The following is a 21498-nucleotide window of genomic DNA, read 5'->3' as shown; positions in this document are numbered from 1 at the left end:
TATATAATACCTGCTTCGAGTTGCAGTTCCATCACAGCCAGATCACACAATGATTAAAGAAAAATGTTTTTTCGTAACAGTTGGAAATATTTTTAATAAATCTAGATTTCTCTGCAATATTTGTAAAAATCATGCAATATATGAACAAAATTTGACGACAAAGCATCCCTACGCCATAAAAGATCGTTTTAGGGATGCTTATTTAATTAATAATCTAATTCTTGGTCCATACTTGCAGGCCAGCCACCAATACCACGTTTTTGATCAAGGCCACGCAATGTCTCCATCTCTTCAGCAGTAAATTCAAAATCAAAAATATCCAAATTATCCTTCATGTGTAACGGATTCGTCGAGCCAGGAATAGTCATGATATTTTCTTGTACCAAGAAGTGTAACGCAATTTGTGGCACTGTCTTATTATACTTCTCAGCCAAAGAAAGTAAGGTTGGGTCATTAAATAAAGCCTTCATCCTTCACCGAGTGGTGACCAAGATTCATGTACAATATTATTTTCAATTAAATATTTATGCATTTTCTTTTGTTGCTTAAAGACAGACGTTTCAATTTGATCAACTACTGGCTTAGTATCGAAATTATTCATAATTTCATTTACTTGATCATGGTTGAAGTTACTCAGTCCAATTGAACGTAGCTTTCCCGCCTGATATGCCTCCTCAAGTGCCTGGTAAGTACCTAAACTATCAGACATAGGCCAGTGAATAATCATTAAGTCAAAATAGTCTTGCTGGGCGCGAATTAACGATTCATCAATCCCCTTCTTCGTCTCTCTATAACCACTTGTTTGCGCTTTAGTGGTCAAAAAAATGTCTTCACGTTTAATGCCGCTTTTGTTAATAGCATTGCCTACTTCTGCATGTTCCAAAGCCAAAGATTGGAGTTTTTACACCGTTATTAAAAGTTAAATATTTTATTTTTATTCCTCAATATTTTATTCAGGATCAGATGCAGAGTGATAAGTAATACTAAATCCAGCTTGATATTCCTTACCTGGCTCCAAATGATTCATACCATATTTGTGCTCTAGCTCACCATCAGCATCTTCTCTATCTGCAATTCCCCACCATGGCTCAATACATACATAATTAGCGGTATTTGGATATTGTGACCAAATGCCAACATATGGTGCATTTCTAGTCCAAACATTGATGTGGAATTTACTCTTATCAGTTCTCAAAGATACTTTATTGTCATGACCATGTAATTCATAAATCAAGGCATCATCTTTAAATAGCTCATCACTTAAACCAATAAAACTATCAGTCGAAGCTAGAGAACGATTATTCCAGTCAAGATATGCTCCTTTAAGTGGGATTTTTACCCTAGCAATAGATGGATGCATATCGAAATAATAATCTTCTTTCTCTTCCCCATTATTTACTGGTAAGTTAAATCCAGGGTGGCCACCTACACCAAAAATCATAGTTTCATCTGATTTATTAACTACGCTAAAGTTTTCTTCCAATAAATTATTCATCAAATTATAGTTAACTCTGAATTCAAATTTAAATGGATACATTTCACGCGTTTTTTCATTATCTTTCAGTAAGAACGTGATACTTTCTTGTGTATGATTCTCCACTTCAAAATCACAATCACGGGCAAAACCATGCTGACCCATATGATAGGTCTTACCTTGATACTTATATTCATCATTCTTAAGTCGCCCTACAATTGGAAAAAGTACAGGTGCATGTCTGCCCCAGATCTCTGGATCAGCTTGCCACATATATTCTTCACCGGTATGAGCTCCTTTAACGCTCTGAACTTCAGCTCCGTGATCCGAAATCACTACTTCGATCATATTATTCTTGATTGTGTAATCCATAACTAAATTTCCCTCTACATATCAAACAGTTAAAAATCATAATGTAATCGCTTAATTATTTATATTTTAACATTAATGCGTCAATAAGCCAGAATAAAAACAAAAGAAACATACTAACCTAGTGTTGGATCATGAATCGACGGATTCACGATCTGGTACTTTTTATTTTGTCTAAAATAGAAAGTGAAGATAAAGCAAATCAAGTCTTCAGCTTTTTAGACACTTGATGTCGTAAAAGAAACGGACTGCTTTACCACCTATTATTAAGTCTCTTCGAAGTCTGTGGGCACTTAGATGCCGTGTTTAGAAAATTAGAATTAATAGGTTGATAAAGAGGTTTATCTTCACAGCGGAGGTTATATTATGGAATCACAAATTATTTTCGGTATTGATGTTAGCAGTAAATCTTCCACAGTTTGTGTGGTTAATGACCGGATCAAACAAGGCGAATCTTTTAGAATCTCTAATGATTCCTTTGGCTATCAAAAACTTTATGAGCAACTGAACCAATATTTGATAACTCCTTTAGTTGTTTTCGAAGCTACTGGTGTTTATTCTCTAAGCCTGCAAGCTTTCTTAGAGGATTATCATATTAAGTATTTGAAGCTTAATCCGCTTAAAGCGAAAAAGCTAATGGACAATAATTTACGCCATAATAAAACTGATAAGGTAGATGCTTATCGCCTGGCTTTAATTCAATTTAATGCCCCGCAAAAGCTGCGTGATCCACAGCCCAGAGAGTATCATGAACTTCAGAATGCCAGTCGCTATTATGAAGAACTTACTAGGAGTATAGTTACTACTAAAAATCAATTGCACCGCAACCTCCAATCCACTTTCCCACAAATTGAAGAAATACTGTCTCATCCATCTGGCAGAATTTATTGGGCGCTTGTTAGTCTTTTCCCACATGCTGGATATGTTCTAGAAAAGAATGAGACACAGGTAACTCAAATGCTTAATTCTATTTCTGGAATAGGACAACAAAGGGCACGGTACTTAACCACAAGATTATACGCTTTTGCTAGAGAAGCTTATCCTTATGATTCCAAAGATAGTATTATCGTTAGAGCTATTCAAAGGAACATTTCTAATTTATTTTCACTCCAGCAAGAACGCGACTATGTAATTAACTACATGGAAAAGCTGGCTAAAGCAGTAAACGCTCGTGCTTTATCCATCTATTTGAGTATCCCAGGGGTTGCTAGAATTACGGCAGTGAGATTAGTAGCAGAGCTCGGTGATCTAAGACGGTTTAGCACTTCAGCTCAAATTGATGCGTTTGTTGGCATTGATCCAGGAAGGTACCAATCTGGTGAAAAAGACAGTTCTCTTGGCATTACCAAGCATGGCAATCATATTGCCAGAAAAATACTTTATCGAGTTATTACTCAAATGGAGACGGTAAAGGCTACGCAGCCTTGCCATATAACTGATTATTATGACAAGAAAAAACGATCTTCAAATAGCCAAGGCTATAAGAAAATCGCCATTGCATCAGTCCATAAACTGATACGCACAATGTTTGCTCTTATCAAACATGATCAATTATATGATTACAACATAGCCACCAAAAATAAAAGACTTTAGCTGAAATCAAATAATCAACTTAAGTATAAGCAACCTATGGAAAAACTACAAGTATTCATAGGCTTATTTGTGGTACTTTCGCTTTTTCTTAAATTTAAACTCTTATTTGCTTTAACCTTATTCGCATCATTAAAACAAGTAAATTTATTTTCTTAAATCATTGATAATACTTGACTTTGGGTAGAAAAAAAGCATTCAAACTTTGAATTGAATGCTTCATTCGTGATTCTTTGATCAATTAGAGAATAAATTTAGTTAAGTCTTTATTCATAATAATATCGCCTAACTTATCTTCAACATAGGCTTCAGTAACTGTGATTTCACCCATTTCCATATCAGGCCCTTCGTAAAGAACGTCTTCTAAGAGCTTTTCAAGAATAGTTGAAAGTCGACGAGCACCAATATTATCAGTGCCTTGGTTAACATCAAAGGCAATCTCCGCAATTTTATCAACGGCTTCTTGGGTGAAGACTAACTTAATGCCATCTGCCTTCATTAAAGCAATGTATTGCTTAAGCAATGAATTTTGTGGATCCTTCAAGATCTTGACAAAATCGTCCTTGGTTAAAGCGTTAAGTTCAACCCGAATTGGAAAACGTCCTTGAAGTTCTGGAATCAAATCACTAGGCTTACTTTCAGCAAAGGCACCTGCAGCAATAAACAAAATATGATCAGTTGAAACTGGGCCATATTTTGTATTTACAGTTGAGCCTTCAACGATTGGTAAAATATCTCTTTGAACACCTTCACGAGAAACTTCACCAGAATTACGTTTATTACCAGCAATAATTTTATCAATTTCATCAATAAAGATAATTCCGTTATTCTGGCTTCTTTCAATAGCATGTTGATAGATAGCGTCATAGTCAACTAACTTACGTGATTCTTCTTGAATCAAAACTTCACGTGCTTCTTTTACTGATAAAGTACGCTTAACCTTTTTCTTAGGCATAAGATCACTAAGCATTGAGCCCATATCCATCCCCATTTGACCCATCATGTCACTCATTGGGTTGGCCTTAGGAGCTTGTTCTACCTCTATGGTAACTTCGTGATCTTCAAGTAAGCCTTTAGCTAGCTTTTCAGCCACATCCATTCGTTTGTTTCTTACATCAGCAGAAACATCCTCTTCATGATCTTCTTCGCGATTATTTTCTCCCATCAACATAGACATCATATCTTGCATTTGCTGCATTTGATTTTCACGACGTTCATGTTTCTCTGCTGGAGCTAACAAACGAACCAATTCTTTATTTGCTTCTTTAGTTGCTTGAGTCTTTACACGAGCAAATTGGTCCTTTTCTTCCATTCGTACGGCTTCGGAAACCAAGTCACGGACCATTGATTCAACGTCACGTCCTACATAACCTACTTCAGTAAACTTCGTTGCCTCTACTTTAACAAAGGGAGCTTCTACAATATCAGCTAAACGACGAGCAATTTCAGTTTTACCTACACCAGTAGGACCAGCCATTAATAAATTCTTAGGCGTTACTTCACGTTGCATTTCTTTAGATAACTGCATTCTACGGTAACGGTTGTAAAGAGCTATCGCAACTGATTTTTTAGCTTCATCTTGGCCAATAATATATTCGTTTAAAATTTTAACTATTTCTTTTGGGGTCTTAATAGCCATTTCCTTCACTCCTAAATTTCATCAGTGACAATTTTATCATCAGTGAAAACATCAATTCCTGAAGCAATCTTTACAGCTTCATGTGCAATTTCATCGGCCTTCATATCTTTTGCGTGTCGAGTCATGGCAATCGCTGCGGCTTGAGCAAAATTACCACCTGAACCAATTGCAACTACGTTTTCATCAGGTTCAAGTACTTCACCATTACCTGAAATTAAAAGTAGGTCTTTGTCATCAAAAGCAATCAACATTGCGTTTAATTTTTGTAGAGTTGGATCCTTACGCCATGCTTGAGCCATTTCCACGGCAGCACGACGAAGATCGCCTGAGTAGCTTTCGAGCTTGCCCTCAAGCATATCTTGAAGGCTGACTGCATCAGCTACACCACCGGCAAAACCAATTACTACACGATCATGGTAAATACGACGAATCTTACGCGCTGTTGCCTTGGCAATAACTTTTTCGCCTAAGGTTACTTGTCCATCACCGGCAATTGCTGTTTTTCCATTAAATCTTACTGAACAAATTGTTGTCATGTTAAACCTCAACTTTCTTTATTACGAGGAAAATATTTTTGATAATCTGATTTTAAATGAGCCATTGTTACATGAGTATAGATTTGCGTTGCTGATAGACTACTGTGTCCTAATAACTCTTGGACACTTCGCAAATCTGCTCCATTATTAAGCATCGCGGTAGCAAAGCTATGTCGCAACTCATGTGGGTGTACTTTACCACTAATTCCTGCCTGATTAAAAGTTTTTTGCATTACAGTTTCAATTCCGCGGCTAGTAATGCCAGTTCCTTGATTATTTAAAAATACATGCTGTTCATCATCATTTTTAAGTAATAATGGACGTGCATTTTCTAAATAAGCAATCAAAGATTTTTTTGTTTTATCATCAAAAGCAACATAGCGGTCTTTATTTCCTTTACCGTGAACCAAAATTGTCTGTAAGTCTAAATCAAGTTGATTCAAAGTAAGATTACTAACCTCACTTACCCGCATCCCTGTCGCATAAAACAGTTCAAACATTGCCAAATTTCTCATCGTCAAAGGCTTATTTCCTTTCAATGAATCAAAAACCTGCTTTAATTCAGGCTGGTAAAAAAATTGCGGTAATTTTTTCTCACCACGGCGTAAAGTAATACCCTGAGTTGGATCGATTGCCACTAGTTTGCGGCGGGTTAAAAAACGGTAAAAAGAATGCAGGCTGGACATCTTGCGCAACTGACTACTACGGGCTAACTTGCGTTCTGCTAAATGTTGTAGATAAACCTGGATATCACGTTCTCTTACTTTAGTCCAACCTGGGAATCCACCATTTTCATGCCAAAACCTTTCCGCTTCATGCAAATCTGTTTGATAAGCTAAAACGGTTTTCGCACTATAATGACGCTCATTTTGTAAATATGATAAAAATTGATCTAACTCACTTTGCCTTTGGTTCATTAATCTAAAACTTCCGTCTTAAATTCATCTAAACTAGCAAGACCACGTTCACTGACCTTCTCATGGCGCTCACGCTTCTTGCGAATCTTCTTACCCTCTAGTGGAGGTAGCAAAGCAAAACTAGCATTCATTGGTTGGAAATGTTTAGCACTCGTAGTAGTTATGTAGTTAGCCATTGAGCCTAACGCAGTATCTTTTGGGAAAGCCACAGTATCTTTCCCCATAGCTTCACGTGCTGCATTAATTCCTGCTACTAAGCCACTACCTGCACTTTCTACATAGCCTTCAACACCTGTCATCTGGCCTGCAAAAAATAATCCAGGCTGCTCTTTTGCCTCGTAAGAAGCTGTCAAAACTTCTGGTGAAGCCATATAAGTATTACGATGCATTTTACCATAACGAACGAAACGTGCATTTTCTAAGCCTGGGATCATTGAAAATACTCGTTTTTGTTCACCAAATTTCAAATGAGTTTGGAAACCAACAATATTATACATTGAAGCTGCAGCATTATCTTGGCGCAACTGTACAACTGCATAAGGAGTTTTGCCTGTATGTGGATCTTCTAATCCTACTGGTTTAAGTGGACCAAAAAGCATTGTTTTAGCACCACGCGCTGCCATTACTTCAATTGGCATACACCCCTCAAAAACATCGCTATTTTCAAAACCATGTAATTGCGCAGTTTCAGCGTTAATTAATTCCTGACTAAACTTTTCATATTGCTCTTTAGTCATAGGACAATTCAAATATGCAGCTTCACCACGATCATAACGCGACTTTTTATAAACAATGTTCATATCAATCGAGTCAGCGGCCACAATCGGAGCTGCTGCATCAAAGAAATGTAAACTATCAGTTCCAGAAAATTTTTGAATCTGTCCAGCTAAAGCATCACTAGTTAACGGACCAGTTGCAATAATTGTAATCCCATCTTTCGGAATTTCAGTAACTTCTTCTTCGTGAACAGTTACATTCTCTAACCCACGCAAAGTGTCAGTTACGTATTTACTAAAACTATCACGATCAACGGCTAATGCTCCACCTGCAGGCACTTGAGTTTTGTCGGCAGCTTTCATGATCAATGAATCTAAATGGCGCATTTCTTCTTTTAAAAGACCTACAGCATTAGATAATTGATTTGATCTCATTGAATTGGTACAAACCAGTTCCGCAAATTCACCAGTTTCATGAGCTGGAGTCTCCTTTTTTGGTCGCATTTCATAAAGGTCAACATGAATACCACGCTTAGCTAATTGCCAAGTTGCTTCACTACCAGCAAGACCTGCACCAATAACTGTTACATTTTTTGGCATTTACTCACCTATATTTTCTATGTTAATTGTTTTTTTCGTTTTCACTGTCTTCACGATAATCACCGTTAGGACAAAGAATCACTGGACCTTTTTTAGAATGCTTTTCTACTAAAAAGTGGCCATCATTTGGACAATTTCTGCCAATTGGCTTGTCCCATGAGACAAAGTCGCATTCTGGATAACGAGAACAGCCGTAGAATTTACGATTTCTACGTGATTTCTTTTCGATAACCTGACCTTTGCCACATTTTGGACAAACTACACCGATTTCTTTAATGATTGGCTTAGTATTACGACAATCTGGGAAACGAGAACAAGCATAGAACTTGCCATAGCGTCCCATCTTAATCACCATTGGTGCACCACAAATATCACAATTAAAGCCAGCTGGCTCATCCTTGATTTGTACCTTTTCGATTTCACTATCAGCCTTATTTAATTCTTTCTTAAACGGTTGATAGTATTCGTCAACAACATGAACCCAATCCTTTTTACCATCTTCGACTTCATCCAATTCATTTTCAAGTCGGGCGGTGTAATCAACATCAGTAATATCTGGGAAGAAGCTTTCAATTAAGCCATCAACAATTTCACCTAATTCAGTTGGTACAATTGAACGACCATCAAGTTTAACATAATAGCGGCGTTGAATTGTATCTATTGTAGGTGCATAAGTTGAAGGACGGCCCACGCCATTTTCTTCCAATGCGTGAACTAATGATGCTTCAGTATAGCGTGCTGGTGGTAACGTAAAGTGCTGTTTGTTATCGGACTTAGTCATCTTGACCTTGTCACCCTCTTCAAGATCAGGTAAGTCAACATTCTTTTCTTGTTGATTATCATAAACCTTGGTGAAACCAGCAAATTTCAATTTAGAACCAGTAGTTCTAAAAATCACACCATTTTGAACAATATCTGCACGAACAGTATCATAAACAGCTGGGGTCATTTCACTGGCCAAAAAACGTGACCAAATCAATTTGTATAAACGATATTGTTCCGTAGTTAGGACACTCTTTAATGACTCCGGTGTGCGATATACAGATGTTGGGCGAATGGCCTCGTGAGCATCTTGTGCGTCCTCTTGATTCTTAAAATGGCGTTGACTCTTAGCTGCAAATTCTGCACCATAATTTTCATGCAAAAACTTAGAAGCCTCTTGTTGGGCAACTGGTGATGTTCTCTTAGAGTCAGTTCTCATATAAGTAATCAAACCAACTGTTCCTTGCTTACCTAAAGAAATCCCTTCATATAATTGCTGAGCAATACTCATAGTTCTACGAGTACGATAACCTAAACGCTTATTGGCTTCTTGCTGCATTGTAGAAGTTGTAAATGGGGCTGCTGGCTGACGCCGACGTTGCCGAGCAACAACTTTATCTACTACAAAGTCCTTTTTCTTATCGATTTTAGCCAAAACATCCTTAACAGAATCGATATTAGGCAATTCTTTCTTTTTGCCATCAACACCATAAAAGGCAGATTTAAAAGTTTCTTTACCCTTAGCAAATTCCGCATCAATTGACCAATATTCTTTTGGCTTAAAGTTCTTGATCTCCTTTTCACGATCAATCACTAATTTTAAGGCAACTGATTGTACACGTCCTGCAGATAAACCTTTTTTAACTTTGGCCCAAAGAATTGGTGAAAGTGAATACCCTACAATTCGATCAAGTACACGTCTTGCCTGTTGGGCATAAACCGTATCCATATCAATTGTCCGGGGATGCTTGAAACTTTCTTTAACTGCATCCTTGGTAACTTCGTTAAAAGTTACTCTATTCTTGGCTTTTTCGTCAAGATTCAATGCGTGCGCTACGTGCCAAGCAATTGCTTCGCCTTCACGATCGGGGTCGGATGCTAAATAAACATCCTTAGCCTTCTTGGCTTCGCTTTTTAATTCTTTAATGGTATCGCCTTTACCACGAATGGAAATATACTTAGGCTTATAGTCGTCTTCAAAGTCGATTCCCATTTGTGACTTAGGCAGATCACGAATATGCCCCTTGGAAGCAATAACGTGATAGTTTCTTCCTAAATATTTTTCAATAGTCTTAGCTTTTGCAGGTGATTCCACAATGACTAAGGTCTTTTTACGTTTTTTTGTTGTTTTACTTTTCGCTTTAGTAGGCATTAACTGCCTCCTTAATTCTTATTTTATTTTATGGGTACAGTCCAAAAATAACTAATACTTTCTGAATTGTCAAATCTTTATCTTGTTAAATTTAAAATCAACAATTGGCGTAGCTCCTGCTTCAATTAATTGATTGGGACCTGCAGACAATGCATTAGTAATTGGTCCAGGTACTGCATAAATATCGCGATTTTCTTGTAACGCTAAATTAGCAGTAATCAGTGAACCCGACTTTTCTTTAGCCTCAGTAACGATTACGCTTTGACTTAAGCCGGCCAAGATACGGTTGCGTTCAGGAAAACGATACGGACGCGGTGGTGTACCAGGCAAATATTCACTAATCAATAGTCCCTTTTGCACAATCTCTTCTTGTAAAGCAAAATTTTGCATTGGATATGAAAAATTTAAACCATTGCCAATAACCGCAATTGTTTTTCCTTGGTTGAAAAGTGCAGCCTTATGAGCTAAGGCATCAACGCCTTTTGCTAAGCCACTTGCTACAACCTGACCAGATTGCACAATATTAGGTACCAAGCGATTAATAACATCTTGACTATACTTAGTCGGATAGCGTGAGCCAACAATTGTAATGATTTCTTTTTGCAGTAAAGAAATATCTCCTCGGGTAAACAATACCATAGGTGGTCGATAAATTTGACGTAGTTTTTCTGGATATGCTTCATCGAAAAAACTGATTACGTCACACTGCTGTTCAATTTGTTGTACCATTTGATCCAACTGATCATCCTGAAAAGCGCGATAGCATGCATCCATTAGCTCCTCAGTTAATTCAATTTGTTCTAATTCTTCAAATTCAATTTCTGTTTCATCAGTTAACTGATTAGCAATTGTCAGCGATTTAACATAACCAATCCCTTTTTGCAATTTTAATTTTAGTAGAAATTCTGTTTTTTTCATAAAAAAAGCCCTCCACTATTTATTACGCAAAAAGAGACCATTATTTTTTTATAAATTGAAATTTATTCAAAAAAATCACTGACTGGATCAAATGTTTTGCGGTGAATTGGCGTAGGGCCATACTTTTTCAAGGCTTCAATGTGCTCCTTGGTGCCATATCCTGCATTATGATGAAAGCAATATTGAGGGTATATTCTATCATAATCATCCATCAATTGATCTCGAAAGACCTTGGCCACAATTGAAGCTGCCGCAATTGAATTCGACTTAGCATCTCCCTTAATCAATTTAACTTGGGGTAGATTTACTGGCACATTCATTGCATCTACCAAAAGTGCATTCGGCTTAACATCAAGTGCTCGTACTGCTTGAGCCATCGCTTGACGGTCAGCTTCATAAATATTAATTTGATCGATTACCTCTGCACTTTTTACTCCAATACCAACACTAACTGCTTCCGCTAAAATTTTAGGATATAACTTCAATCGTTTCTCTGGGCTCAATTTCTTCGAGTCGTTTACATCTAATAAATCAAAATCTTGATCAATTATCACAGCAGCAGTTACTACCGGTCCAGCTAAAGGGCCACGTCCTACCTCATCAACACCCGCTACTAATTGTCCCTTTTCCCAGAACTTTTTTTCATAAGAAAAGCGACGCAAAAACTCTTCTTTTTTTGCTAGTAATTTTGCTTGACGCTTACGATAACTAACTAACAATTTTTGTACGCCGGCCCGCGGATCTGCCTCAAGTTCGTTAATTTGGGCTTCAGAGACCTCAGATTTCAACAGTTCTTTTATTTCTTTAATTGTCATGGTCTATCTAACGTAATCCTTCCGATTGCACCCTTACGCAATTTTTGTAACATAAATAATGAAAAACGATCATAATCATCACGCATGCCATATTTTTCAGTCATTGACAAAAGCAAATCTGGATCAGCCATATCAACAATTTGCTGTTCAGGTAATTTAGAAAATTTAAGCAGATCCTTAGCATAAAATTCACGTAAATTTTTCAAAACAAATAATGCTACATCATCTGCATGAAAAACACTATCCTTAATTGCACCGAAAGCAGCTAATTTATAACCAACTTCCTGATCAGAAAATTTAGGCCATAAAATCCCTGGTGTATCGAGCACTTGAATATTAGCATTTGTTTTCAGCCATCTTTGTCCCTTAGTTACACCTGGTTTGTTACCGACTTCAGCCACGTTCCGACCAACTAAACGATTAATCACCGTTGACTTGCCACAGTTAGGAATACCTGCCAAAGCAATTCTAATAGTAGGATTTGAGGCCCCTCGTGCTTCTAGCTTCTCTGTTTTGGCAGCTGCCGCCTTTTTTACTAAGGAAACCAACTTCTGCATATTAGTATTGTGCAAGGAGTCAAGTGCCAAAACATACTTATTATCTCCAGCTAATTCTGCTGCCCATGCCTTTGTTAAAACTGGATCAGCTAAATCAGCCTTATTTAAGATAATAATATGTGGTTTATTACCAACTAGTTCTTCAATCATTGGATTTCTTGAAGCTTGCGGAATTCGGGCATCAAGTATTTCCACCAAAACATCAATCAGTCCTAACTTATCTTCCAGTTGATTACGAGCCTTGTTCATATGCCCCGGATACCATTGAATTGTTGCCATATTATCTCTTCTTTCTAAAATTAATCATTTTCATCATCTAAGAACACCACTTCTGACATCAAAATCTGTCTATATAAAGCCAGAAAGCCTCAACGATATTCTCTCTCTTGTTGTGCAATTTTACCTAAATAGTCACGTTCTTGTCTAAAAGCATATCTATATACCTCAGCTCTAAATTCTTTCTGATCATCGGGCAATTCTTTTTGTTTAATTGTATACTTTATTTCCCTAGCAAAATCAACTATAGAAGTTTGATTCATTTGTGCCCTTAAATCGAATTTTAATTGTTTTCGAATCTTTTTAGGTAAATAGATCTTTTTCATTTGATCCATAGCATACTCAATCATTGCCACACGAACTCGATCAACTTCCTTTCTCTGATCCAAATCAGGTATATCTTTGTCCAAGATCATGTGAAAAACAATTGTTGGAACAATCATACTTAGTAAAATAAGCGTAATTTCACTCACCAAAATTAAATGGAAATCTGCTACATTAATACGTAAATCATATAACGTATATGCCAAGGCAAAAGTAACTGCTCCATGAATGCCACCCAGACTAAAAATCAATGCTTCTTTATTACTCGTTTTTCCTTTAATAGAAGGGCTAAATCGATAATAAAAGTATCTAATAAGCAAATTAGCTAGGTATAAAATTATTCCGTTATAAAAAATAAAGGCATTAGTAAGCCTTCTTCGCTCAGATTCAACGTTATGAATCAATCCGGCTGCAACGACTGCAATAATTCCAGAAACGTGAATTTCTTCTGCTAAAAAATATATTATTAACGGTGTCAAAAAGAATATGACATCAACCGGCATTGCAACACCAGCAGATAAATGATATTTGGAGCGAAAACTTTCCTGACGCAAGAAAACTAATAAAGTAGCCACCAAAGCTCCTAGAAAAATACCTCCACCTGCAGAATATAAAAAATTACCTATTGCTTGTCCAATCCGTAATTCTTGATGCAAGTACCAATCAACTGCCATATTAAGCAAAATGATACCTGAAGCGTCATTAAACAAAGACTCATCTTTTAGGTAAAAAGCAATCTTCTTAGGCAGCTTCAATCCATGTGTTACAGATTCTGTTGCTGTAGCATCTGTTGGCGTTGAAATTGCAGCCAGAATAAAAGCCAGTGGTAGAGAGACCCATACTAAAATAGATCCCGAATCCCGCAGTTATAGTTGCCAAGATAATCATAATAACCGTTAACCCAATATTGCACGCCACGAACGTAAAACATTATACAACCTAGTACGTTGTCCCTCAAAAAATAGTAATGGCGCTACAATCAAGCCCATAAATAATTCCGAGCTAAAGCTCTCAATTAATGAATTAGTTTGTGGTACTAGTGCAATAGCCGCTCCAATCGCCATTGCAATGTAATTAACTGATATTCTCTTCAAAAAGCGTTGTTGAATAATCGTCGCAAATGCTACCGCAAAGACAATAAAACCAATAAAAATTACTACCTGCATTTTTCTATCCACTTAATAAAAAAGCCCAGGCATCTATCAGGCTTGGGCTTAATACATCATTTTGTCTTCATACATTCGATAAGCACGATCAAAAATTGACATACTTGGTAAATAACTAGCATTCAATTCCAAATAATCTGACAATTTCTCATAATCTTGTTCTTGCTTAGGAAAAGTCAGGTCATGCTGTGCATTATTCGCAAATTGAGCTACGTCATCAGCTGAATCTGCATCCCTTTGCGTCATTAAATATCGATAAAAACTTTCTCGGTAAGCCATAATTACTCCACATAATATAAGATCGCATAAGCGCCATTGCCAGCATGTGTTGCGATAATTGGACTTGTCTCTGCCACTAAAACATTAATTGCAGGATTGATTGCACGAATTTTTTCAGCTAATTCTTCCATTAATTCAGGTGTATCAACGTACGAAATGCCTACTTCTTTAATATGCTCTTTATTATCTGCGATTTCTTTTAACACTCGTTCATCAAAAGCACGTGTAAATTTCTTACCTCGTCCTTTTTTGGCTACGATTAACTTACCTTGTGGCATCTGAAGAGCGATTCTAATATTAAGCATAGTAGCAATTCGACCAGAAAGTGCACCTAAACGGCCACCCTTGATTAAGTTTTGTAAATTAACTACCATCATTTCCAGTTTTTGAGTACTACGAATCTTTTTAACATGATCAATAATCTCAGCCATGCTTTTACCAGCCTGAGCATCCTTAGCAGCAGCCAAAACTTGGAAGCCTTCTGCCCTGTCGGTTAGTTCAGAGTCAATAATTGTAACATTATCGCTTTGACCTGCAATTTCTGCAGCTTGACGAGCGGCATCTATCGTACCACTTAATGATTTAGCTAAGAAAATACCAATCACTTGACTGCCATCTGCAGTTAATTTTTTAATCACATCAACAAAACGGCCAATTGGTGGCTGACTAGTCTTAGGTAAGCTCTCCGCTTCGTTCATCTTCTTGACAAAATCACTTCTAGTGATATCAATCCCATCCACATATGACTTACCGTCGATGGTAATCGTCAATGGGACTACTGTAATGTCATATTTTTCAACTTCTTCTGGTGTTAATTGGACGGAAGAGTCCGTCATAACTTTTATCTTCGACAACGTATTCGCCTTCAATTCTAATTTGTTTACCCGATTTATGATAAAATGTAAGCAACATATATACTGTATTGTATCAAAAAACTATTAGAAGAAAAAAGGATTGATTACACTTCATGAAAATTAGCAAACTTTGGCAGCAACCAGAACAACGATCAGAAAGGTACTACCTTCTAGATAATATTTTTAGTGCCATAACTCATGGGATTGGTTTCGGACTAGCAGTTACCGGCTTAGTAATTTTAATTGTAAAGGCAGCTCATACAGGCAGCCCGATGCGAGTTGTTACTTTCACAATTTATGGCTCTTGCCTGGTACTGCTTTATTTATTTTCCACACTATATCACAGTTTAGTTTTTACACGGGCCAAAAATATTTTTCAAATTTTTGACCATTCCTCAATCTTTCTTTTGATTGCAGGATCTTATACTCCATATTCACTTGTTGCAATTGGTGGAGCCTGGGGTTGGACTTTATTTGGCTTGATCTGGGGCCTAACCATCTTTGGCATCATTTACTACATCTTCAATCGTGGTAAACACGTCATACTTGATACAATCCTCTATGTTGCAATGGGATGGTTAGTTATCTTGTCAGGATCTTATTTATATGTTCGCTTAAGTCCAACTGGATTCTGGCTATTAGTTAGTGGTGGCATTGCTTACACAATCGGCGCGATTCTGTTCAGTATGCGCAATGTTCCCTTTATCCATACTATCTGGCATTTATTTGTTATGCTCGGTTCAATCTTAATGTACTTTTCCGTTTTACTTTATGTTTAAAAAATGTAGCAGTTGAATTCTGCTACATTTTTCTTTCTATTCAATTGTAGTCAAATAGCTTTCAATCGCTTCTTGATTATTCTCAACTTCACCTGAAACAACTAACTCTCGAATTTTATTCAAAGTCTGCCCCAATTTTGCACCTGGTCGCATCCCGCGATCTATTAAAAATCTCCCATCAACGGCTAGTTCCGACGCTTTTTTAATAGGTAAAGCCATATAACGATCAACTAAAGCTTCTGAAGAAATTGGTTGACCAACAATATGAGCAACGTCAATCGTATTAATTAATGTCTCTTCCCCTGCTAAGAATAATTCATAATCACTAGGAGCATGACTAGAAAGTAAATCAAATAGATTAATAATTCTTTCGACTTGCTCAGTCATAGCATTAGAGTTTTTCCAGTCACGCATAAAACGATGAATTTGTTCATTCGGTAATTTCAATAGCAAAATTATCAGTGACCACAAACTATTTTCCATCGTTGGACTGAATTTTAACTGTGGGAAAATAGCTAGTTGATCTTTTTTTCCGCCAAAATCAGGTACATCTTCACTCAAATTTGTATCAAGAAAAACCTGAAAAGCTTGCCAAGCATGTGGTCCTAAACCTAATTTTACAAATTCTTCTCGAATTCGTTCAACTGAAATTTTTTTAAGTAATTTATGATTATCCTTAATTGCCTGTTGGGTCTTGCTTTCTAACTTAAATTCAAGTTGACTCATAAAACGTACGGCCCGCATCATTCGCAAAGCATCCTCGTGGAATCTTTTTTCTGGATCACCTACAGCACGAATGACATGGTTTTTGAGATCATCTAGTCCGTTAAATAAGTCAACAATTTGCCCTCGTGTATCCATTGCCAGAGCGTTAATCGTAAAGTCTCTACGCTTTAAATCTTCATCTAAGTTTTGAACAAATGTTACATGATCTGGACGACGAAAATCTTGATAACCCGATTCTGTTCTAAAAGTGGTAATCTCATAACTTTCACCACCATAAAGGACAGTCACCGTTCCATGTTTAATTCCTGTATCAATTGACTTATCAAATAACTCTTTTACCTCTTCTGGATAAGCACTAGTAGTAATGTCTACATCATGAACATGACGATGTAACAAAACATCGCGGACAGAACCACCCACAAAGTACGCTTCAAAGCCTGCATTTTCTAATATCTGTAACACGGGCATTGCCTTGGTAAAAATTTCTGGTAAATTATCTATCTTTATCATATTAAAATCTCAATTCTTATTGTCTTTATTATTACTTTTGCTATACACTTTGTTAAAATTGAGGAAAGACATAAAGGAGGTAATCATTATGCGTAAGATTGATAAAAGTATCTTAATTGATATCCTCATGATCGCGCTAGGCTGTGCTATTTACGCTTTAAGTCTAGACATGATTTCTGTCCCCAATAAACTAGCCGACGGCGGACTAAGTGGTATTTCACTTCTTCTGCGGCATTTTTGGGGCATCAACATGGGACTATCGACCCTTGTATTGAATATTCCACTAATTTTGTTAGGCTATCGCTTTATGGGCAAACGTCTTTTAGCCTATACAATCTGGGGAACGCTCAGTCTTTCCCTTTTCTTATGGTTTTGGCATTCAGTACCTATTATAAAACAATTAGATTTAGAACACGACCTCTTCCTTTCAGCAATTTCTGCTGGGTCATTGTCTGGAATCGGATTAGGGTTAGTATTTAGATATAATGGTACTTCCGGTGGAACTGATATTATTGCCCGAATCTGTCAGATAAAATTTGGTATTTCGTCTGGCAAAATGCTTTTAGCTTGTGATGCAATAGTACTCTTCGCATCCCTATCTTACTTAGACATCAAGCATATGCTATACACATTATTAGCTTCTTTTGTCTTATCCCGAGTAATGGATACCGTTCAGCAAGGTGCATACACAGCCCGTGGTTTATTAATTATCTCTGACAAATATGAACAAATTGGCAAGATGATTGATTTAAAACTAAATCGTGGTTTCACATATCTAAAAGCTTTAGGTGGCTATCAACAAAATGAAAAACGTGTAATTTATGTTGTAGTCGCACCGCGGGAAATTCCATCAATCAAAGCTTTAATCAAGCAAGAAGATCCACATGCTTTTGTTTCAATAATTGAGGTAAATGAGGCAATGGGAGAAGGATTTACTTATAAAAAACCACATCGCTTTTTCATCCACAAGTAAAAAGCTATACCATGATGCATTTCATGATATAGCTTTTCTTTTACTAATAATTAATAATTACAGTCAATACGTTATTAGCTTTAACGTATTCGTTTTCTCCAATTTGAATGAATGGCCGTTCATCAATTTCTTTATGGCCAAGATTTTTAACTTTAGAGCCTTGTTTAACAAACTTACCTGGAATTGGCTGACCATTTTTATCATAAACATATGATGGATGCTTAATGCGGTTAATTGTCTCGGCTGTATCCTTAATGTATGGTAAAAATGCCCCTTCCTTAACGAATTTATTCTTACCAATCTTCACAAAATTATTGCCATTAATTGATTTAATGCCTAGGATCTTGTAAACACGGCCCTTTTTTAAATGTCCAACTTTTTCTCCTTTGCGGTTAAAAATCGTTGCTTTTCTAGTCAAGTTTAACTTTTTACCCTGACGAATTGGATTAGTTGAAGCTGCGTTAACTGTCTGAGCAGTCATCGCACCTAAACTTAAGGAGGCTAAGACTACTCCTGCCATATACATAATTTTTTTGTTCATCATGATCTCATCCCCTAATCATTACTCAATCTTCTTACTTATATTTTAACAAAAAATGCAGAGGTTATACACTTTTCTCTATTTTTATTTATGGGATGAATAACACTTATTCTTTGCAATCTTTCATGGCAAGAACTAATCTTAGCTTGTAAGCGTTTGTCAATATTAAGCAATCAAGAGGGTAAAAACAATGCCAAAAAAACAGTTACTCCCAAGAAGCTTTCGTTCATGTCTATTTACTTCTTGGGAATTAATGGGATAATTGGGTCCGGTGCCTTTTTACTACCTCAAACAATCTATAAAGATATGAACTTGATGAGTGTTTTCGTAACAATTTGTGCTGCTCTTACAGTAAGTATGGTTGCTCTTTGTTATGCTGACTTGTCAAGTCGTTTTACTGGATCAGGCGCAGCTTGGCTTTATTCATATCACGCCTTTGGACGATTTACTGGCTACGAACTTGGAATATATACTTGTTTTTTAGGATGCTGTACATATGCGGCAGAAATAGTAGCTTTGTTAACTATTTTAAAGACTTTGTCCCCTGTTTTTAGTAATCACGTTGTTTACTACGGGATAGCTATTGGAATAATTGTGCTGTTTACGATTATTAACTTATTTGGTCGGACAATTGTAAAATTAGTCGATAACTTATCCTCCGCCACCAAAATGATTACTATTCTGATTTTTATCATCATTGGTGCCTTTTTTATTCATAAAATGAACTTTACACCTGTGATTCCTAAAGCAGCAACCTTAGGTGTTGGTCCTTACTTCAAACATTTTGGTGCCGCATTTAGTGTTGTGTTCTACATGTTTACTGGATTCTCCTTTATTCCAATTGCTGTAGCCTTTCAAAAGGCCGTTGGTGATTGAGACTACGTTCTAGTAATTGCAGGGATGCTGATTAGTGTTATCGGCGTTGCTTTTGCAGGATCTTTCAATACTCCATCGTTGATTGCTTCTCTTGCTAATGAGCACGCAATGTTGCCTAAATGGATTGGCAAAAAGAACAAACATGATGCTGCTTGGGTAGCTATTTTACTCAGTGCAATCATCACTATGATTTTAATCACACAATCATACCTCTTCTTGGTATCTTGCATTGTATTGGCTTCATTTATTCAATATGTACCATCTATCTTAGCAGTAATCAAATTCAAGCATACTAATGAATTTCCAAATAACGGTTTTAAACTCCCATTCAGCTATGTTATTCCAGCTTTGGCATTAATTATTTCATGCTACATGGTAACCAATTTCACTTGGAAAACTATTTTGGTTGGAGTAGTCGTAGGGGTATTAGCCGCAGTAGTTTACTTCTTCATTGAAAAAGATGAAAAAGTTGAAGAAAAGCATCAAAAGTATTTGTCAAAAATGCGCAATAAATAATTTTCAAGTTATAAGGACGATGACTATCGAATATCGCCCTTATTTTTTTGATCAATTAAGACTTTTTAGTCTGCTTTTAAATCTATTTTTCAACTTATACATTATGAAAGCCCATCTCCTCTCATAATATTTAGTGCTAAACTGTTAGATAGATTAGTATTAGAAAAGAGCAACAACAAATGAGTAATCATAAAGCTAAAATAAATAACGCTGAAATTAAAACTAGAGTACCCCGCTTCAGACCAAGCCAGTAAAAAACTTAAGTTAACACAAAAGGAAAAACATATGTCTGAAGAGATAATTAACACAGTCACAACAAAAAATGATTTTAAGAGTGCATTGAGAAATGCGGGTATTAAAGATGATGATACCGTATTAGTTCATACTGCACTAAGTAAATTCTATTACGTTCCTAATGGTCCAGAAACCATTGTCGAAGCCTTAAAAGAAGCTGTGCCTAATGGAACAATAATGATGCCCTCACAAGTTTCCACGAATTGTGATCCAGCCACTTGGGAATATCCACCAGTACAAAAATCTTTGATTCAAGTAGTTAAGGATGCTATGCCACCTTATAATCCTACAACATCAATGACAGAAGGCTTAGGGGTTACGCCAGAGTATTTCAGAACTTTGCCAGATGTTGTTCGAAGTACCCATCCTTACTTGCCAATTGCTATTTGGGGCAAAAACAAAGTAAAGATTGCACAGAATCAACCTTTAAATATTCCTTATGGAATTGACAGTCCTTTAGATTATTTGTACCAGAATAATGGCAAAACTATCTTTTTAGGAACTGATTATGAAACGTGTACAGTTTTGCACTATGCAGAATCCACAATTGGTAGAAAAACCGAAACATGTTCTGCTGCAACTAGTCTGGATGAAAGCGGCAAAACTATTTGGACTGAATATCAAAATATTGATATGGATTCATATGATGACTTTAATGAATTAGGGACAGAGTTTGAAGCAAAGCATCCCTCTGCTATCAAAAAGGTTAAGTTAAACAATGGTGTCATCAAAGTAATAAATGTAAAATCGCTAATTGATTTTGCTAGAAAATGGTTTACAAAAAAAGACAATAATCATTCAATTTAATAATAAAAGGAAGAAGTTACTTTCAACTTCTTCCTTTTTCTTTATTTAATCTTTGTTAAAACCTTTGCACCTATATTTAAACCTACACTATGCGATTTACCGCCCCAATCACGTTCATCATAATTATCCATATCAGCTAAAGTATCTGCAGTGAAAAGAAATTGTGCAAAATCAATCTTTCTAAACTGAGCACATGCTGCTAAAGCTGCACATTCCATTTCTACAGTTGACGCGCCTAACTGACGAAATTGTGCCACTGCTAATTTCCCAGGATTTTACAACTCAAACCATACGGCTGACAGATTTTCTGCC

At 36.5% G+C, this 21498-nt stretch carries 19 protein-coding genes and 3 pseudogenes; 5 read left to right on the top strand and 17 right to left on the bottom strand.

Going from position 1 to position 21498, the window contains the following annotated elements; translation table 11 throughout:
- Positions 1-206: 206 nt before the first annotated feature.
- Positions 207-932 (bottom strand): annotated as a pseudogene (locus CP352_RS08555) (aldo/keto reductase).
- A 17-nt stretch (positions 933-949) separates the two neighbouring features.
- Positions 950-1846 carry an aldose 1-epimerase family protein gene (locus tag CP352_RS08550; RefSeq protein ID WP_005720244.1) on the bottom strand — a complete coding sequence of 299 codons (897 nt, stop codon included), beginning with the start codon at positions 1844-1846 and terminating at the stop codon, positions 950-952.
- A gap of 360 nt (positions 1847-2206) precedes the next feature.
- Here CP352_RS08550 and CP352_RS08545 point away from each other — a divergent pair, with 360 nt between their 5' ends.
- Positions 2207-3436: an IS110 family transposase gene (locus tag CP352_RS08545; protein WP_089143583.1), complete on the top strand. Its 1230-nt coding sequence runs from the start codon at positions 2207-2209 to the stop codon at positions 3434-3436.
- Between the two features lie 238 nt (positions 3437-3674).
- Here the strand turns inward: CP352_RS08545 and hslU are convergent, their stop codons facing one another.
- From hslU to CP352_RS08490, 12 genes are all read right to left on the bottom strand, one after another.
- Positions 3675-5072, bottom strand: a complete 1398-nt coding sequence (hslU, locus tag CP352_RS08540; protein WP_005722328.1) for an ATP-dependent protease ATPase subunit HslU — start codon at positions 5070-5072, stop codon at positions 3675-3677.
- Positions 5073-5083: 11 nt separating this feature from the next.
- On the bottom strand, positions 5084-5608 hold the full coding sequence (hslV, locus tag CP352_RS08535; protein WP_005720240.1) for an HslVU peptidase proteolytic subunit: 525 nt from the start codon (positions 5606-5608) through the stop codon (positions 5084-5086).
- Between the two features lie 8 nt (positions 5609-5616).
- Positions 5617-6525, bottom strand: coding sequence for a site-specific tyrosine recombinase/integron integrase (gene xerA / locus CP352_RS08530; RefSeq protein WP_005726225.1), 909 nt, complete (start codon positions 6523-6525; stop codon positions 5617-5619).
- Positions 6525-7841: a methylenetetrahydrofolate--tRNA-(uracil(54)-C(5))-methyltransferase (FADH(2)-oxidizing) TrmFO gene (trmFO, locus tag CP352_RS08525; protein ID WP_023488723.1), complete on the bottom strand. Its 1317-nt coding sequence runs from the start codon at positions 7839-7841 to the stop codon at positions 6525-6527. Before trmFO ends, xerA begins: the two co-directional genes overlap by 1 nt.
- A gap of 22 nt (positions 7842-7863) precedes the next feature.
- Positions 7864-9975 (bottom strand): type I DNA topoisomerase, encoded by a 2112-nt coding sequence (gene topA, locus CP352_RS08520; RefSeq protein WP_089143424.1) that lies wholly within the window; start codon positions 9973-9975, stop codon positions 7864-7866.
- 69 nt (positions 9976-10044) lie between these two features.
- Positions 10045-10893 (bottom strand): DNA-processing protein DprA, encoded by an 849-nt coding sequence (gene dprA / locus CP352_RS08515; RefSeq protein ID WP_089143425.1) that lies wholly within the window; start codon positions 10891-10893, stop codon positions 10045-10047.
- A gap of 62 nt (positions 10894-10955) precedes the next feature.
- Positions 10956-11708, bottom strand: a complete 753-nt coding sequence (locus CP352_RS08510) for a ribonuclease HII (protein WP_089143426.1) — start codon at positions 11706-11708, stop codon at positions 10956-10958.
- Positions 11705-12544, bottom strand: a complete 840-nt coding sequence (gene ylqF / locus CP352_RS08505; protein ID WP_089143427.1) for a ribosome biogenesis GTPase YlqF — start codon at positions 12542-12544, stop codon at positions 11705-11707. The genes CP352_RS08510 and ylqF overlap by 4 nt, the downstream gene beginning before the upstream one ends.
- 89 nt (positions 12545-12633) lie before the next feature.
- Positions 12634-13668 (bottom strand): cation:proton antiporter, encoded by a 1035-nt coding sequence (locus CP352_RS08500; protein WP_233186932.1) that lies wholly within the window; start codon positions 13666-13668, stop codon positions 12634-12636.
- Positions 13669-13761: 93 nt separating this feature from the next.
- Positions 13762-14031, bottom strand: a complete 270-nt coding sequence (locus tag CP352_RS11380) for a hypothetical protein (RefSeq protein ID WP_233186931.1) — start codon at positions 14029-14031, stop codon at positions 13762-13764.
- A 48-nt stretch (positions 14032-14079) separates the two neighbouring features.
- Entirely contained in the window at positions 14080-14310 is a 231-nt protein-coding gene (locus CP352_RS08495; RefSeq protein WP_005722332.1) for a YozE family protein, read from the bottom strand.
- A gap of 2 nt (positions 14311-14312) precedes the next feature.
- The gene (locus tag CP352_RS08490) at positions 14313-15164 is read right to left on the bottom strand and encodes a DegV family protein (protein ID WP_005722333.1); all 852 of its coding nucleotides are present in this window, start codon (positions 15162-15164) and stop codon (positions 14313-14315) included.
- A 113-nt stretch (positions 15165-15277) separates the two neighbouring features.
- Between CP352_RS08490 and CP352_RS08485 the strand changes: the two genes are divergently transcribed.
- Positions 15278-15943, top strand: a complete 666-nt coding sequence (locus CP352_RS08485; RefSeq protein ID WP_005720215.1) for a hemolysin III family protein — start codon at positions 15278-15280, stop codon at positions 15941-15943.
- Between the two features lie 36 nt (positions 15944-15979).
- Here CP352_RS08485 and CP352_RS08480 read toward each other — a convergent pair whose 3' ends face one another.
- On the bottom strand, positions 15980-17179 hold the full coding sequence (locus CP352_RS08480) for a CCA tRNA nucleotidyltransferase (protein WP_089143428.1): 1200 nt from the start codon (positions 17177-17179) through the stop codon (positions 15980-15982).
- An 88-nt stretch (positions 17180-17267) separates the two neighbouring features.
- Here CP352_RS08480 and CP352_RS08475 point away from each other — a divergent pair, with 88 nt between their 5' ends.
- Positions 17268-18152: a YitT family protein gene (locus CP352_RS08475; RefSeq protein WP_089143429.1), complete on the top strand. Its 885-nt coding sequence runs from the start codon at positions 17268-17270 to the stop codon at positions 18150-18152.
- A gap of 43 nt (positions 18153-18195) precedes the next feature.
- Here CP352_RS08475 and CP352_RS08470 read toward each other — a convergent pair whose 3' ends face one another.
- The gene (locus CP352_RS08470; protein ID WP_089143430.1) at positions 18196-18696 is read right to left on the bottom strand and encodes an SLAP domain-containing protein; all 501 of its coding nucleotides are present in this window, start codon (positions 18694-18696) and stop codon (positions 18196-18198) included.
- Positions 18697-18921: 225 nt separating this feature from the next.
- Between CP352_RS08470 and CP352_RS08465 the strand changes: the two are divergent.
- A pseudogene (locus tag CP352_RS08465) lies at positions 18922-20085 on the top strand (APC family permease).
- 285 nt (positions 20086-20370) lie between these two features.
- Entirely contained in the window at positions 20371-21186 is an 816-nt protein-coding gene (locus CP352_RS08460; RefSeq protein WP_065990798.1) for an aminoglycoside N(3)-acetyltransferase, read from the top strand.
- Between the two features lie 41 nt (positions 21187-21227).
- Here CP352_RS08460 and CP352_RS08455 read toward each other — a convergent pair.
- Positions 21228-21443, bottom strand: a pseudogene (locus tag CP352_RS08455) (phosphorylase); the annotation flags it as partial.
- Between the last annotated feature and the right edge of the window lie 55 nt (positions 21444-21498).

This window comes from Lactobacillus sp. UMNPBX1 (assembly GCF_002554085.1).
In the GTDB taxonomy this organism is placed as follows: Bacteria; Bacillota; Bacilli; order Lactobacillales; family Lactobacillaceae; genus Lactobacillus; species Lactobacillus crispatus.
This window is presented reverse-complemented; position numbering and strand designations above follow the sequence as displayed.